13 protein-coding genes are annotated in these 15,735 nt (G+C 38.9%); all 13 read right to left on the minus strand.

Annotated elements, in window-relative coordinates; genetic code table 11:
* Position 1: 1 nt before the first annotated feature.
* The 13 genes from hisS to mraZ all read right to left on the minus strand — a co-directional run bounded on the left by hisS (position 2) and on the right by mraZ (position 15,632).
* Positions 2 to 1,294: a histidine--tRNA ligase gene (gene hisS, locus G7061_RS07605; protein WP_159647297.1), complete on the minus strand. Its 1,293-nt coding sequence runs from the start codon at positions 1,292 to 1,294 to the stop codon at positions 2 to 4.
* Between the two features lie 258 nt (positions 1,295 to 1,552).
* On the minus strand, positions 1,553 to 3,748 hold the full coding sequence (locus G7061_RS07610) for a bifunctional (p)ppGpp synthetase/guanosine-3',5'-bis(diphosphate) 3'-pyrophosphohydrolase (RefSeq protein ID WP_159641485.1): 2,196 nt from the start codon (positions 3,746 to 3,748) through the stop codon (positions 1,553 to 1,555).
* A gap of 47 nt (positions 3,749 to 3,795) precedes the next feature.
* The gene (locus tag G7061_RS07615) at positions 3,796 to 4,308 is read right to left on the minus strand and encodes an adenine phosphoribosyltransferase (RefSeq protein ID WP_159637940.1); all 513 of its coding nucleotides are present in this window, start codon (positions 4,306 to 4,308) and stop codon (positions 3,796 to 3,798) included.
* Positions 4,309 to 4,338: 30 nt separating this feature from the next.
* The gene (locus G7061_RS07620) at positions 4,339 to 5,955 is read right to left on the minus strand and encodes an Ig-like domain-containing protein (protein ID WP_166120250.1); all 1,617 of its coding nucleotides are present in this window, start codon (positions 5,953 to 5,955) and stop codon (positions 4,339 to 4,341) included.
* A gap of 33 nt (positions 5,956 to 5,988) precedes the next feature.
* The gene (locus tag G7061_RS07625; protein ID WP_240914413.1) at positions 5,989 to 7,533 is read right to left on the minus strand and encodes a DHH family phosphoesterase; all 1,545 of its coding nucleotides are present in this window, start codon (positions 7,531 to 7,533) and stop codon (positions 5,989 to 5,991) included.
* On the minus strand, positions 7,514 to 9,211 hold the full coding sequence (locus G7061_RS07630; RefSeq protein ID WP_159641483.1) for a hypothetical protein: 1,698 nt from the start codon (positions 9,209 to 9,211) through the stop codon (positions 7,514 to 7,516). The genes G7061_RS07625 and G7061_RS07630 overlap by 20 nt, the downstream gene beginning before the upstream one ends.
* Positions 9,211 to 9,492, minus strand: a complete 282-nt coding sequence (locus G7061_RS07635) for a post-transcriptional regulator (RefSeq protein WP_159637946.1) — start codon at positions 9,490 to 9,492, stop codon at positions 9,211 to 9,213. Before G7061_RS07635 ends, G7061_RS07630 begins: the two co-directional genes overlap by 1 nt.
* Positions 9,493 to 9,548: 56 nt before the next feature.
* Positions 9,549 to 10,832 (minus strand): UDP-N-acetylmuramoyl-L-alanine--D-glutamate ligase, encoded by a 1,284-nt coding sequence (gene murD / locus G7061_RS07640; protein WP_159647291.1) that lies wholly within the window; start codon positions 10,830 to 10,832, stop codon positions 9,549 to 9,551.
* On the minus strand, positions 10,829 to 11,791 hold the full coding sequence (gene mraY, locus G7061_RS07645) for a phospho-N-acetylmuramoyl-pentapeptide-transferase (protein WP_159637950.1): 963 nt from the start codon (positions 11,789 to 11,791) through the stop codon (positions 10,829 to 10,831). Before mraY ends, murD begins: the two co-directional genes overlap by 4 nt.
* Before the next feature lie 37 nt (positions 11,792 to 11,828).
* Positions 11,829 to 13,988, minus strand: a complete 2,160-nt coding sequence (locus G7061_RS07650) for a penicillin-binding protein (protein WP_240914414.1) — start codon at positions 13,986 to 13,988, stop codon at positions 11,829 to 11,831.
* A gap of 2 nt (positions 13,989 to 13,990) precedes the next feature.
* On the minus strand, positions 13,991 to 14,290 hold the full coding sequence (locus G7061_RS07655; RefSeq protein ID WP_159637952.1) for a cell division protein FtsL: 300 nt from the start codon (positions 14,288 to 14,290) through the stop codon (positions 13,991 to 13,993).
* A gap of 2 nt (positions 14,291 to 14,292) precedes the next feature.
* Positions 14,293 to 15,204, minus strand: coding sequence for a 16S rRNA (cytosine(1402)-N(4))-methyltransferase RsmH (gene rsmH, locus G7061_RS07660; protein ID WP_159647289.1), 912 nt, complete (start codon positions 15,202 to 15,204; stop codon positions 14,293 to 14,295).
* Complete coding sequence (mraZ, locus tag G7061_RS07665; RefSeq protein WP_159637956.1) at positions 15,201 to 15,632, minus strand: division/cell wall cluster transcriptional repressor MraZ; 432 nt, start codon at positions 15,630 to 15,632, stop codon at positions 15,201 to 15,203. Before mraZ ends, rsmH begins: the two co-directional genes overlap by 4 nt.
* Positions 15,633 to 15,735: the final 103 nt, after the last annotated feature.

Genomic DNA, 15,735 nt, shown 5'->3' on the forward strand with positions numbered 1-15,735 from the left:
ACTATTTTTCTCCTAACCATGCTTTTACATGTGTTACAACTTCGTTCGCACTGACACGAATTTGTTCCTGTGTTTCAATATTTTTAAGTGTGAATTCCCCTTTTTCAAGTTCATCATCCCCGCATAATAATGCGATTTTCGCATTATTACGATCAACCAATTTAAATTGTGCTTTAAATGATTTATTTTCTACATCCATGTCGCAGACATAGCCTGCTTGACGCAATGATTGAATCATCGCAAAGACCGCATTATTGGATGCAGCTCCCATCGGCATACCAAAGACATCAACACCGTCCTCAGTATCGAACTCAATCCCGGAGTCTTCTGCTAAAATAAGCAAGCGTTCAAGTCCAATTCCGAGCCCAACAGCACCGGTTTCCGGACCACCAAAGTAGTCAATGAGGTGGTTATAACGTCCACCACCAAAAATGGTTGATTGAGCACCTGCTTTTTCATCTGTGGAAACTACTTCAAAAACAGTATGGTGATAGTAATCCAAACCACGAACCAATCGACTATCTATTTCATACGCGATACCCTGCGCATCAAGTAGTGTCTTGAGGGATTCGAAGTATTCACGAGACATCTCATTTAAATAAGCATAGTTTGTTGGGGCTGTTTGAACTGCAACGTGATCGTGATCTACTTTGCAATCAAGCATACGGAGTGGGTTTTGCTCGTAACGACGGTTGCAATCTCCACACATTGTCGAAAGATGCGGTTTAAAATGCTCACGTAGCGCAACTTTATAATTTTCTTGACTTTCTGCATCTCCGATTGTATTAACGAGGAGTTTGAATTTCTTCAATCCAACTTCATGTAAGAATGATAATCCTACTGAAATTGCCTCTACATCAACCATTGGGCTAATCGGGCCAATTAATTCAACTCCAAATTGGTGGTGAATTCGCATACGTCCTTTTTGTGGCCGTTCATAACGGAAGTTTGGCGCGATATAGAAATATTTTTGATAGCTTCCACCAGTTGCATACAATTTGTGTTGTACAAAAGCACGGGCAACACCTGCAGTTCCTTCAGGACGAAGTGTTAGTGAAGGACTCTCACCATCACGATTCTTGATTACAAATGTGTACATTTCTTTGTTGACGACATCACTTGCATCATTTTCACGTTTAAATACTTCAGTATGTTCATACATAGGTGTACGCATTTCTTGGATATGGTAACGATCACAAATCTCACGTGCAATCTTTTCAAGTTTTTGCCATTTTCGGGCTTCAGCACCGTATACATCTTGTGTACCACGGGGTGCAATATATTTTTGACTCATGTCTGTTCCTCCTCGAATATATAAAAAGGTGCTACCAAGGACGTCTGCGACGTGGTACCACCTTTGTTTGTTTACTCAAACCTTTAACGCAGGTATACGACAACCCCTACTCATTTCAGGGTTATTTCTCCCATGTGTCCCATTGCCTCACGTACATGTGCTTCTCACCAACCAGCACTTCTCTTTGCTACTTTCAACAACTTAATCATGTTCTTCGAATATTGATATCACTTTAACATAGTATGATTGAAAAGGCAATCACAATGTTATCCGGTCAACACGTAATACGCTATCAACTTTACGCAGGTTGACGATTAAATTACGTAAATGATCGGCATCTTTGACAACGACACGCATGGTTGTATTAACATGGATGGCATCGGGGTCAACTTCAGAATTAACGGCATTAAGTTTTACTTTAAGTTGCGATACAATCGTAACTAAGTCCGTCAATAAGAAACTTCGATCAGTCGACAGAATTTTTAGTACTGCCTCGTATTCTTTACCACTATGTTCATCTTCCCAATAAACATCAATCAAGCGTGATGTCTCATTCACAATATTGGGGCAATCCGTACGGTGTACCTTAACGCCGCTTCCTTTGGAAACATAGCCAATGATTTCATCACCATAAACAGGATTACAACATTGACTTAAACTAATCATCATAGAGTCAATTCCAGGGACACGAACCCCAGTTTTTCCATTTGATTGTTTGCTAGATTGTAGGGCGTTTCGACTTACAGCACGGTCAAGCTTACTAGACTCTTGTTGAATTTTAATATCAAGACGCTCAAACAATGCAGGTAATGATAATGATTTCGTCGCAATGGCAAACATCAAATCATCGTACGACGCCACCGAAAATTCTTTGTATGCAGCTTCAAATTTTTTAGAATGACGCAACTCTTTCTCATCAACACCACGGCGCTTACATTCTTCTTTGAACATCGTTTCGCCTTTACTGATGTATTGGGTTTTATCATCTTGTTGTTTCTTTTGAATGTAACTTCGGATTTTATTCCGAGCATGTGTTGTTTTTACAACTTTAAGCCAGTCTTCACTTGGTGTTGACTGCTTATTGGTTTTCAACTGAACGACATCACCCGTTTTTAGGGGCGTATTTAGTGGCACGAGTGTCCCATTAACAATCGCTCCGACTGTCTGATGTCCTACCTCTGTATGAACACGGTATGCAAAATCAATCGGTGTGGCACCATTGGGTAAATCAATCACGCGACCCTTTGGTGTCATAACATACACATTTGCTTCAAAAATATCCTTTTGTAACAAGTTCATGTAGTCCTCTGCGTTTTGATCGACCCCTTCTGTGATGGTATTAAAATCTCTAAACCATGAGAGACGATCTTCAATTTCGCGTTGGTTAGTTTCCGTATTTGTGGATCCCTCTTTATATCGCCAGTGGGCCGCAACCCCGCGTTCAGCAATTTCATCCATTCGTTTCGTACGAATTTGAACTTCAAAAATATTGCCTTCATCACCAACAATGGTGGTATGAAGTGATTGGTACATATTCATCTTTGGCATTGCAATATAATCTTTCAAGCGCCCTGGAATCGGACGATACGTTGCATGAATATGCCCTAAGATTTCATAACAGTTGAGTTCTGTTTCAGTAATGATACGAATTGCAAGCAAATCCAAAATCTCATCAAATCGTTTATGTTTTTGATTCATTTTTTTATAAATACTGTAGAGATGTTTTGAACGCCCAAACACATTAAACTTAATATTATTTTCAAGCAAGAGTTCAGCAATTTCTTCAATCATGCTTGTGACCGATGCATCACGCTCCGCTTTTCGAGAATCGACAAGACGCGCAATTTCATAGTACTTGTCTCGATGAAGATAGCTAAAACTTAAATCTTCAAGTTCGTTCTTGATTTCTCCAAGCCCAAGTCTATGGGCAATTGGAGCATAAACATCGAGTGTTTCCGCAGCAATTTTTTGTTGTTTTTCTGGTTTTTGATATTGTAAGGTTCGCATATTATGGAGGCGATCCACCAGTTTGATAAAGATAACACGAACATCTTTCGCCATCGCGATAAAGATTTTACGGTGATTTGCAGCTAGGTACTCGCGCTCATCTTTAAATTCAATATTTCCAATTTTAGTGACACTTTCGACAAGCGTCGCAATCTCTTCAGAGAAAGCTTCAGTTAGTTCTTCTTTGGTGACATCTGTATCTTCAACAACATCATGGAGCAAACCCGCCGCAATGGTTGTCGGAGACATTCCCATGTCAGCTAAAATATATCCAACATGGACTAAATGGACAAGGTAAGGTTCCCCACTTTTACGATATTGACCTTCATGATGTTCTTTGGCATATGCGTACGCACGTTCGATTAGATCGATGTTTTCTGGGTTTGTAATGTATTTCCCAACTTCATCCATCATTGTTTCGAATGATACTTCTTTGAATTGACTCATGGTTACCCCTCCTTAATTTGGAAAAAAACGAAGTTCACACTTCGTTATTAATATTGCATCATTGCAAAGACTTCAATGCCTTCTAATTTTTTACGGCCTTCGAGTTCTTCAAGTTCAATTAAGAACCCACACCCGACGACTTCACCACCTAATTCACGCACAAGAGCAACGCTTGCTTCGATGGTTCCACCAGTTGCTAAGAGATCATCAATGATGAGGACCTTTTGTCCTGGTTTTATGCCATCTTTATGAATATGAAGTTCATTTGATCCATATTCTAAATCATAAGCATAGCTTACTGTTTCTCGTGGTAATTTACCTGGCTTACGGACTGGAATAAATCCGACTTCTAAGTTATAGGCAACAGGGCATCCAAAGATAAAACCGCGTGATTCGGGTCCAACAATAACGTCAGCACCGACTTTCTTCGCAAATTCTGTGAAACGTCGCGTTGCTTCGGCAAATGCTTCACCATTAGCCATTAATGGCGTAATATCTCTGAATTTAATACCTGGTTTGGGAAAATCTTCGATTGTAGCAATATAGTTTTTTAAATCCATAATGTCCTCCATAGTGCAATAGCCATTATATCATATTTTTTTCTGTTTTTGATAACGATTAAAATAAAATACACCGAAGCCTGCACCTAATAAAAGTACAATACTTCCAAGAATCCAAATAACCGTCATATCGGACGTTTTTGATGCTTTATTGAACGACAACACGAGACGGGAATCAAGCGGAGCTATCGTTACTTTTTTATCAGCAGTAGTGACAGTTTGCGGATTACTTCCTAACTCTGACCCACTAACTGTATATACAAAATGAATTTGACTATCACTGGACTCAAAGATTTTAGCCGGAAATGTAACTTTGACACCACTTACATCCAAATTCTTAGGAAAACGAATATCAAATGCTTTGCCATGAACGTGTTCTCTTAAAGGTGATGTATCGGAAAGCGGATCAATTGCAAAACGCATATTGTAATCTTTGGTTAGAGGTTTTGAAAAAATATATTCTGCAACCGTTCGTTTTTGTTCGCTGGCTTGAAGTTCAACAATTAGTGGTGTATCTGAAAGCGTCGCTAACGATCCTTCCGGAACCTTGATTGCATCAATACGCGACATATTTTTCTCAAAGTACTGACTTGGAAGTTGGACGACAATTTTTTGCTTTCCTGCGATTGCTTTCACAATGATATCTTCAGAAATAGTCAGTGATTGTTTCATCTTATCACTTATTTGGTTCTTCTGAAGTCCGACAGTTATTGTATCATTTGTCACCCCAAGTTCAGAAAGTGTAATCATTTCAGCACCTGTTTCAGTTTGTTTGGGCGTTACTTCTACCGCTAACACTGTAGAAATTCCGTTAACAGTGGCTGTGATCGTAGTTTTTCCAACATTTAGACCAACAATCATCGATTCTTCAATCTGGACAATGCTTGGATCTTTAACGCTATATTCGACGTGACGTTTTGTACTCGTATCATAAGGAACATAAATGAGACCTGGTAAATCTTTGCTATTTCCTTCAATGATTGAAAGTGATTCTGGATTAAATGTAATACTTTCTAGCGGTACAACAACATTTACTTTTACCGATGCAACTTGATCACCGATTGAAGCAGATATGATTGTCTCTCCAATACTATGACCCGTTACAGTTCCATTTTCTACCGTAGCAACAGCCGAATTGGTACTACTCCATACAATTGCACTTTGGTTTAAGTTTGGATCGGAAAGCGTATATTCTAGTGCATAACTTGAACCTCGGTTCAATGAGATTTCATTGTGTGCAAAGGTTACCGAACCACCAACAGGTTTAACGGTAACTAGAATGTCTTTTTGATATCGTTCACCTTCTATAACGGCGTAAATCGATACTGTTGTCGTTCCCGGATTTTTTGCACTGACAAACCCTTTACTATCGATTGTAGCGATATTGGCATCTGCGGTCGAAAACGTGACTTGAGCTTCTTTATTATCAACAATTGAGTAGGTTATGGTTGTCGCTTGAAACTGTTCCAATGTTAATTGCGTTTCGTTTACGATAATCGGATCTGTGAGATTTTCTTTAGGATCTGTCGCCGCTGTGTCGTCTGATACCTCAGCATGAACTTTGAGTGTATGTGGAACGACAGTGGGAACTATCAGTGACACAATTAAAAATATCCCCAATGTATTGCGTAATCTTAGACGTTTCATAGGCGTTCCTCCTTTTTATTTATCATAACACACTTAAATTATATCTTCGATTAATATTGATAATTTGCGTGTGTTGCTTAAGTCTAATTCACCAATCATATAGGTTCTTCCCACAAGTTGGTTGCGTGTATATTGTTTCGTGAAAAATACTGCTTCTTGAATCGGATAATCACTGAATGTAAATTTAAATCCATAACCATTGAGATTAACAAGTCCATAAACAGTTGGTAATGGAATCTTAACTTTTGGTAGCTTGAACGCCTCGCCATACGGTTCAAAATCAGTTAACTGACGCATTGCTTTATGTGTAACATCTTCAGGGTCTACTGAAACGATAGCTGTATCTGTTTGTACAAATGGTGGCAATGTATCGACGACCGCCCTTACGTCAGTGACAAATTGAGCGTAAAATTCTTTTTTTATTGTCATCCCAAATGCAAAGTCGTGTCCACCCATCGCTTCAAAATAGTCACGATTAATACTGGAGAAGATATCCTGCAATGAGTGAGTCATTGAACGCCCACTCCCTTTAAACGTTGTTTCATATTCTGTCAAAACTAATGTTGGCTTTTGTGTTACAGATGCAACTTGATTAGCAACAATACCTAGAAGACCTTCATGAAATGAAGCATCAGTAATAATCTGAATGGCATCATCGGTCACTTTCTCCATAGCAACGGCTTGAAGTTGTTTCCCTTTCTCTTTTCGGAAATCATTCAATTTAAGTAGTTGTTTTGAATATGAATTAATGATTGCATCATCTGCGGTTGTAAAATACTGAACCACAGTATTAACATTCGCAACATCTGCCATTCGACCGACACTGTTGATTTTCGGCACAAGCTGAAATGCTAATAATTTGGCAGAATAATGTGTATATTGGTTTCGTTTAACGATTTTATCAAATTGTTTAAACTGGTTTTCATTAAGTGCTTTTGTGCCACGACGCACGATTTCACGATTTTTCCCCCATAGTGGCATCACATCCGCAACCGTTGCGAGTGCTGCAAGAGAAAGCATGTAATCATCAGCAAGTCCCATCGTCTCTGCAACACAATATATTAAACCTGTTGCACACATCGATGCAGCATAGGGTTCACAAACGTCCGGATGCAAGAACGCTTCGATTGGCAGTGGCTCTTCAATGATATGGTGATCTACAACAGCAACCCGCATTCCATAGGATTGTGCCCGTTCAATTTCAACGTGCGCTTTAACACCATTATCAATTATTAAGACATCCGTATATCCTTTTTTATGGGCGGCATCAATCGTATTGACATTAACACCATAGCCTTCCTTAAATCGGTCTGGGATATAGTAACCAGGATCTAAACCAAGTTTGCGAGCCAAAAGTACTGTCAAACTCGTGGATGCGATACCGTCACAATCATAATCTCCACAGATTATCAGTTTATCGGCAGACTTTAAAAAATCCGCAATATGCGCTATTGCTGGATTTTCTACTTTTTTTGTTTCAGGGTGAATCAATGCTAACTCTTGTGCATCACTCAGTTCGAGTGCTTCAAAGAGTTTTTGAACTAACGGTTCATAATGTTTAAGATGTGAAGTCATCATAAGATTTAAATACCTTTCTTTTTAGAAGACAGAGGCCATAATATGTAACAATTGCAACTAAAATTGATACGACCACAAAGAAGAAATTTTTACTAATTTCTATACCTGTCGTTAATGGTATAACAATCAGTATCACCGATATAATCGATGCAAGGATACTTCCGAGCATAAATGCTGTTGTTACAAATTTATTTACGAAATTGTCAAAATCTAAATTGTTTTCGAGCATCAATTCGTTGGAATAGATGTTGGATACGATAAACGGTATTGCCCATGTGACAAAAATCATTTCACGATTCCAACGAACACTGAAAATCATTGAGAAGAGGACATAGAAGATAAATGATAAAAGACTGATCATCCCTGCCATAACGGTCGGTGTTTTAACGTAAACAAGTCGTAACATTAACATCGCGACCACACTCATTAAAACGTAGGTAAGGTAGAATTCTGGTCGCACCAACGGAAATGGAATAGGCTCGGTTGAGTAGTAGGAACTCTCAAATCCAGTTTTCTTTGCAATCGATTCGCGTGCAATTTGTAAATCAATCGTATTTACATTTTCATCGAAATAAATCCAAATGTAGCCTTGTTCACTTACTTGATAATCAATTTGATTTTCGAACATTCCAATTGAATTTAAAATAGCTTCTATTTCTAGGTAAGTGCGTGAACTACCGTGCGGTACAATTAAAACATTCTGTTTCGCAAAATCCTTACTCTTGTGGAACCGTGGGGTATTGTTGATGGAGAAAAGACCCATGATAATAACAATTCCTGTTACCAGAATCAAAATGTTATAGAATGCACGACGGGGTTGGCTCGGTTTACCGAAGAAGTCTTGTTCAGTAAAGATTAGATCTTCTGGTTCAAGATGACTTTTAATTCGGTTGAAAGCCCACTGTGAAATCAGGATATCAACCATAAAATATGTAAATGTAAAGACTAAGACATAGGATGCATTAATGGTAAAACCATAACCATAAAATGTATACATAAGTAAAGCAATCACAGCAAAGCTGGATGCCATAATCTCTGCGCGTCTCATACTTAACTTGGATTGATTAACCGATTCTATGGTCTTACCATTGTGTGTTCTATTAAAGACATGCGTTTGAATCATCGCAATTAGGTAAACAAGAACAATCGTATACCAGAGTGATTTGGTAAACGGATAACCCATGATATCCATAAATAGAAGACCTGCAAGAATAGAAACACTAATTTGTGTCGCACTTAAAATTCCGACAAAGCGGAATTTTACAATTAAGAATATATACGTTAAAGCAACGATTGCGATAATATACAAACTGACGAAACTTTGATTGTTTCGAAGTTTCGTTGTCGAGCCAAAGGTATCCAAACGCAATACCTCTACATCATCAACACTGGATATCATTGCCTTACGAAAATCTTCCGCACTTTCAACGCCTGAAATTGTAATAATAAACGTATCATCCGATATCTGTTTCCGTTCCCATTCACGATTTTGTGTTGTTTGACTGTCCAAAAATGAATTCAAAGATGGCACATCACTTGTCTTCACAATTGTTGAGATATCACGTCCAAAACCTATTCCCGTATGAATTGAACTGGAAATAGCCAAAGTAAAAAAAACCATCCCAAGCGTTAGGATGAGTCCAATAAACGCGAGTCGATAATCTTTTCTTGTTTTCATTAGAGCTCCTCAGTATCCAACAACGCTTTGAAATCATCGAGTGTTGATTTGTAGCCTTGGATTTTTGATTCTACAGCGAGCCAACGTATAATATCTTCATCTTTAATATTAAGAACTTGATCTGCCAAATCACTTAGGCGTGTCGGTTTTTGGTTTTTCCAAATATGCGTCGTAAACATACGATACAAATCGTCATAGGAAATTCCCTCAAGCCCTCCGTTATGGAGTTGTCGCAATTTTAATGTTAGTAACAATCTAAATTGTTGAGAATTCTCGTTCATTGCTTCACCCCATTCATACCTATCATCATACACGAAAATGCATAAATAAAAAACTCTTATTCAAGAGTTTTTATGTATTCTTTAAAGATTGTTCCCCGCTGCTCGTAGTTATCAAATTGATCATAACTTGCACAAGCTGGAGATAAAAGGACTACATCACCACTAACCGCTGTGTTTATGGCATTTTTGGTACCATCGAGCATTGTTTTGACCACAACTGCATTTGGGAAAACTGATTTAATCTGTTCCGCACTTTCGCCAAAAACATATATGGATTTGATACGATTTGAGTAAGGGCGAAGCCCCTCAAATGATATTCGTTTGTCAAATCCACCAGCAAGTAAGATGATATTCTTATCAAATGCTTTTAGCGCGACTTCTGTTGATTCAGGATTTGTCGCTTTCGAGTCATTATAATAGCGAACACCATTCACCGTCGCTACATACTCTATACGATGTTCAACGCCAGTAAACGATGCAATCACATTTTGGATAGTATCCACCGGGACACCAGCCCGATAGGCCATATATGCTGCCATTGTGGCGTTATAAACGTTATGTTCGCCCACAATTTTTAGCGACGAGATGTCAAACAGTATCATATCCCGATACATAATATGCGTTCCATCACGATAAATATCTGTATTTTGATTTTTAAGCGAAAGGGTTATTGTTTCCCCTTGATAGTTTTGCGTTAAGCGTACGATATTTGCGTCATCCATGTTCTTCACAAAACATTTAACATTTGGTAAAATTCGTACCTTTTCAGCATAATATGCCTCAGCATCACCGTCATAACGATCCAAGTGATCAGGACTTAAGTTTAATATCCCATAAACATCTGGAGTAAATGAAGGCGTTCCTTCCATTTGAAAAGCAGAAATTTCTAATGCAACATCACGCACTGCATCCCCATCTTGGAAGACTGCTTCACTTAATGCATAACCCACATTTCCAGCAAGCAACGCATTGTTATTTTTTGATACGAGCATTTCATTTAATAACGATACGGTCGTTGTTTTACCATTCGTTCCCGATACGGCGTAGTACGTGTAATGAGGCGCAAACCATGTTGCTACTTCAATCTCGTTAACTACTGATTCAAATTTGCAGACTAAGGGGTGATTATTGGGAATTCCAGGATTCTTGACGACCACATCATACGGCTTTACTAAATTTAAATCGCGGTCATTGAGTGACACATGAATGCCTAGACGCTCTATTGCCTCACGCTCTCGGAAATCTTGGTTCGTGGTGAGCGTAACATCATACCCCTTAGCGTTCAAAAGTTTAGCCACAGCTAAACCCGAACGTGCACCACCGATAACTAATGCATTCATGTGAGAGCAATCAAGACTGATCCAATCACCATACACACAAGTCCGATTGCATAAAATAGATTTACAACATCTGTTTCTTCCCAACCATTTAATGTAAAACTATAGTGAATTGGTGTATAACGGAAAACACGTTTTTTACGAATTTTCCATGAAGTACGTTGAATAATAACACATACTGTTTCAAAAACGAAAACACCACCAACAACTGCAAAGATAAGCTCAGCACCTAATAGCACTGAAATCGCAGCAAGTGCTGCTCCCAATGCCAACGATCCAACGTCACCCATAAATATTTTTGCAGGTTTACGGTTAAATACTAAGAAGCCAATTAAGGCACCAATTAAGGATAGTATAAAAAGAAGTACACTGTTACGACCTAATTTAATCGCAAGATACGCAAACGGAATCAGTGCAATCAAGGTTGTTCCACCAGCTAAGCCATCCATACCATCTGTTAAGTTTACAGCATTGGATGCTCCAGCAAACATAAACATAATCAAGAACAAGTAACCAATTCCTAAATCTATCGGTTGTTTAACAAACGGAATCGCGAGTAAATTATCGCCACCTGTTTGAATATATATTACGTAGAAAACAACTGATAAAACAAGCTGTGAAAGCATTTTTGTACGAGGTGAAATACCATCGTTTTTTCCTTCAGTCACGATTTTGTAATCATCCACAAAACCAATAAAAGCGTAGCTTCCAAAGACTAGGACCAACAACCATAAATCACGATTAACATTGAATCCATTGAGGATTAATGCTACAACAATTGGTACAATAACAAACAATGCACCTCCAAATGTTGGTGTTTTTTTCTTATTCTTAAATGCGTCTAGTGCATACTCACTCACAGTTTGTTTTGACCCTCGTGTTTCTAAAAAAGCAATGAAACGAGGATATGCTAAGATCGTAAGTATTGCTGAGGCAACAAGGCCTAACAATGCGATTTCCATATACAATTCTCCTTAAATCTGTACTATTATACCAAATTTATGACAATTTGACACTGATTGTTGTGTCGGCGCTCAGTACAGTACCCGCTGCGACACTTTGTGATGCGACATATCCAGAACCTTCAATTGAAATGACATAACCAGTCATCGACATGAATGATGTAACTTCTTTATGAGACCATCCCGTCATATCTGGCATGACAATTTCACTTCCCCCGGTATATAAGATAACCCGTTCATTCGCAATCATATTCGTTTCTGGCAACGGGAATTGTTTAATAACATGTGATCCATTTCCAGCACGAATCGGTGTGAGTCCATGTGACTTAACACTTTCCTCTGCAGTTACTGCATTAGTATTCGTATAGTTTTCTAATGCTGTTGGTTTAACTGCCTCAATCACGGAATTTCCGTTTGCTTGACTCACATTCATCGCATTAACGGCCGCTTTCACAATTTTATTGACATGCACAGCAGAATAGTCAACATCATGACCATATTTCGCAGCATATGAAGTATACACAATGACCTCTGGGTCGTTGTAAGGGAATCCTTGAACACTTGAGAAGATATAATCTTCTTTCGAGTAGACTCCATTTTCAACATATTGAGCGGTTCCGGTTTTCGCAATAACTTCAACATCAGCACTATCAAAACGACGCGCTGATCCCGTTGTAACAACTTGGCGCATCAAATCACGCATGTGTGCCGCCGTTTCTGGCGAATAAACACGACCTAAGTTTTGTGTTTTTCCAATTTGCACCTTTTCTTTTGTTACTGGATCGGTAAATGAATCTATGATATACGGTTTAATTAAACTTCCATCTGTCATCACCGTCGTATAAGCTTGCGCAATTTGTGCCGAGTTCACCGTAAGAGCATGTCCATAGCCTCGCGACAATTTTGACGCCGGTGACATGTCGTCTGGATTGAAATACCCTTCAGAGGTTTGGACACGGTCTATTTCAATTGGCTGAAAGAAACGAAGTTTGGTTAAATAGTTTTGATAAACGTCGTATTTAAGTTGATTTGATAACATTTCCGCTATCATAACGTTTGATGATACAGCATAACCATAATCATATCGGTACATCCCACTATCACTTTCGTTAGCATTCGTAATTGTATTTGTAGCATTTTCAGGCGACGATAAACGAATTGGATTTCCGTTAGCGTCTTCACCAACATGGAAAGGTCCAGTGTCATAGACTGCAGCATCATCCCATACACCTTCTTCAATGGCACTCGCAACGGTGAAGGTCTTCATTGTTGATCCTGGCTCATAAGTCCATGTTCCAACACGATCCTCATAAACATTGCCCTCTTTATTTGGATCAAATCCTGGATATTCACCCCAAGCCAAAATACGACCTGTTTTAGCTTCCATCACAAGACCCCATGCAGCAGTTGCTTTAACACCCGGATCTTCTGTGATACCGCGTAGTGATTCATCCAACTGGCGTTGAATATTGGCATCTAATGTTAATTGTACGTCTTGACCGTTCTTCGGTTCTTTACGATCGTCAATAGTACTGTAGAGTTTATAACCATCTCGATCTTGCTGATATTTCTCATAACCATTGGTTCCACTCAACTCATTATCATAGAGTTGTTCGATTCCCATAGCACCTTTTAGCTTGTCATCTTCATCGTCATAATACGTATTTCCGATAAGTTTCGATGTTCCATCCGTATTAGGATACTCGCGGGTACGTACTTGTGTAAATCCTAATCCTTTAAGACCGCTCTCTTCAAGCTGTGCCTTCATCGACGATGTAATATATTTTCCTTCATATCCAAACTCCACTTGTTTCGCATCAGTATTTAAATGCGCTAACGTCGTGGCTGGATCTTGTCCAATAATGCCGCCAATAATTTCAGCTGCAGCTTCTTTATCATTAATGTGTGCAATATCCCCATTAGCAGCGACACGTTCTGTGTCGATATTTGCTGATAAAGTATACGCTATAACATCCTGCGCAAGCACAACACCATTTCGATCTAAAATTCGACCACGTTCGGCCAATAATTTTTGATCAACTTTGTGTATTCCTTTAATCTCATTACCAATATTAGTCCCCGAGTTGAGATGGTACCCAAACACAGACACAATAAAAACATTGGCACCCACTACTGTAAAGGTGAGCGCCATGCCTAATGTGATCATCAATACTTTAAAATTAACAGAACGTTTCAAAACTATTCACCCTTAATCGTTACTGTATTCTTGCTCGCTTGAAGTCCTGCTTCATTTGCGATACCGACGATGCGTGTTGCGTCACGTAATTGTTGGATGCTAACAGTTACGGATTCATTGGCAGTTTGAACATTCATGATTTCAGCTTCAATTTTTTGAATGTTGTTTGCAAGGTGTTGGTTTGTTGTCTTCACAAAGATTTGAGTTACAAATGCGAAGCATAATGAAAGTGCGAAGATTGATCCAATCAATCCACTCCAACGTACTTTTCTAGTTTTCTTAACGATTATATGTTTTGCCATGTCTATTTTACCCTTTCGATTCCTCTTAAGATCGCACTATGTGCACGATTGTTTGTCTCTAGTTCAGAAGTCGATGCTTTTATAGCTTTCGATACCAATTTGTAATCTAATACTTCTTCTTCAATAACTGGTATACGTGGGTTGACTTTAGTTGGTTTTCCGTATTTGTTAAAGATATTTTTAACAATACGATCTTCCAATGAATGGAAAGTAATAACCACAACACGTCCCCCAACGTTAACTGCGTTTATTGCTTGTTCGATAGCACTTTGTGCTTCTTCAAATTCGTTGTTTACTTCAATTCGTAAGGCTTGAAATACTTTCTTTGCAGGATGTCCTTTTTTTAAGTCTTTTGCAGGATATGCTGCACGGATGCATTCGACTAATTCAAATGTCGTTGTGACCGGTCTATTACTCATAATGTTTTTAACAATACGAGCCGCATACCGTTCTTCTGCATTCTCTTTGAAAATTCGGATGAGCTCAGTGTCACTGTACTCATTGACAACTTCATAGGCGCTCAGTGCTTGTGTTTGGTCCATTCGCATATCAAGCCGTGCATCATAGCGATAACTAAAGCCGCGCTCTGGATCATCAAACTGCGGTGACGATACTCCTAAATCAAAGAGAACACCATCAACTGCTTCAATATTTAACGTTTTTAATGTTTCTGCAAGTTGTGTATAGCTCCCTTGCACAAATGTTACTTTATCAGAATATGCTTCGAGACGCTTTTTCGTTCGCTCTAACGCATCATAATCTTTATCAAATCCAATTAAACGTCCAGTCGTCAATTGCTTCACAATTTCGAAGCTATGTCCTCCTGCTCCCAATGTTGCGTCTATGTAGACACCATCAGGTTTTACATTTAAGAGTTCGATTGTTTCTTTAAGCATTACTGGTATATGTTTCATTCAAAAAACTCCGTTAGAGATTCAGCGATCTCTTCAAAATTCTCACTAGCAAGTGCATAGTAGTTATCCCACTTGTCTTTATCCCATATTTCAACGTGATCACTCACACCGACAAGCACACAGTTTTTCTCTAGTGTCGCTTCTTTAACGAGATGACTGGGGATACGGATACGCCCTTGTCCATCGATATCACATTCAGCGGCCTTCGACATAATCATGTGCGTATACATACGCGCCTCACGTTTTGTTGAAGGAAGGCGTTTCAAGTTTTCATAAACTTTAAGCCATTGATCTTGTGTGTAGATAGCCAAACAGCCGTCAAGCCATCGGGTAACAATCATTGTTTCACCGAGTTCATCACGGAACTTAGCAGGTACGATGATACGTCCCTTGCTATCGATTGTATGTTGGTACTCGCCCATGAACATGACGCAACACCCCACTTTCTACCACTTTTCACCACTTTCTACCACTATATTATCATAAACGTTCACCATAGTGTACGGAAACATAAAAAAAAGAGCTGTTTTC

This window comes from Erysipelothrix sp. HDW6B, assembly GCF_011301115.1.
Taxonomy (GTDB): domain Bacteria; phylum Bacillota_I; class Bacilli_A; order Erysipelotrichales; family Erysipelotrichaceae; genus Erysipelothrix; species Erysipelothrix anatis.

Bases quoted from the DNA above. Each gene is read 5' to 3' on its own strand.
- hisS (WP_159647297.1), bottom strand. From the start codon at position 1,294: ATGAGTCAAAAATATATTGCACCCCGTGGTACACAAGATGTATACGGT.
- G7061_RS07610 (WP_159641485.1), bottom strand. From the start codon at position 3,748: ATGAGTCAATTCAAAGAAGTATCATTCGAAACAATGATGGATGAAGTT.
- G7061_RS07615 (WP_159637940.1), bottom strand. From the start codon at position 4,308: ATGGATTTAAAAAACTATATTGCTACAATCGAAGATTTTCCCAAACCA.
- G7061_RS07620 (WP_166120250.1), bottom strand. From the start codon at position 5,955: ATGAAACGTCTAAGATTACGCAATACATTGGGGATATTTTTAATTGTG.
- G7061_RS07625 (WP_240914413.1), bottom strand. From the start codon at position 7,533: ATGATGACTTCACATCTTAAACATTATGAACCGTTAGTTCAAAAACTC.
- G7061_RS07630 (WP_159641483.1), bottom strand. From the start codon at position 9,211: ATGAAAACAAGAAAAGATTATCGACTCGCGTTTATTGGACTCATCCTA.
- G7061_RS07635 (WP_159637946.1), bottom strand. From the start codon at position 9,492: ATGAACGAGAATTCTCAACAATTTAGATTGTTACTAACATTAAAATTG.
- murD (WP_159647291.1), bottom strand. From the start codon at position 10,832: ATGAATGCATTAGTTATCGGTGGTGCACGTTCGGGTTTAGCTGTGGCT.
- mraY (WP_159637950.1), bottom strand. From the start codon at position 11,791: ATGGAAATCGCATTGTTAGGCCTTGTTGCCTCAGCAATACTTACGATC.
- G7061_RS07655 (WP_159637952.1), bottom strand. From the start codon at position 14,290: ATGGCAAAACATATAATCGTTAAGAAAACTAGAAAAGTACGTTGGAGT.
- rsmH (WP_159647289.1), bottom strand. From the start codon at position 15,204: ATGAAACATATACCAGTAATGCTTAAAGAAACAATCGAACTCTTAAAT.
- mraZ (WP_159637956.1), bottom strand. From the start codon at position 15,632: ATGTTCATGGGCGAGTACCAACATACAATCGATAGCAAGGGACGTATC.